General features: G+C 44.7%; 1 protein-coding gene. It reads left to right on the forward strand.

Features of this window, described 5'->3' with window-relative positions; all coding sequences use genetic code 11:
- A partial coding sequence (locus tag SANK73390_RS09715; protein ID WP_462765807.1) for an RHS repeat domain-containing protein occupies nt 1-396 on the forward strand: 396 nt, incomplete at both ends.

The raw sequence follows: 396 nt of genomic DNA on the forward strand, positions 1-396 counted from the left end.
AAGGAATAAACAAGACACGAATAAACAAGACACCCACTTTTGTTTCTCGACTCTTTACCGACCATAATGGTAAGGTAATCGCCGAGCGCAACTTTGACCCATTTGGTAAGCCAAGGCTCAGCACGGGTGGCTTAAAAGCGATATCGCAATTAGACGATAAAGACCTCACCAAAACAAATAGAGGCTTTACCGACCATGAGCATTTAGATGAACTAGAACTCATCCATATGAACGGTCGGGTGTATGATTATAACCTTGGCAGGTTTATGAGTGTGGACCCGCTAATCCAGGGCGTTGGTAATAGCCAAGGTATTAACCCATATTCGTATATAATGAATAACCCACTGGCGGGGACGGATCCGAGTGGGTATTGTTCAACAGGCACGAGTGTTAAGG

The organism is Pseudoalteromonas sp. SANK 73390 (assembly GCF_054966645.1).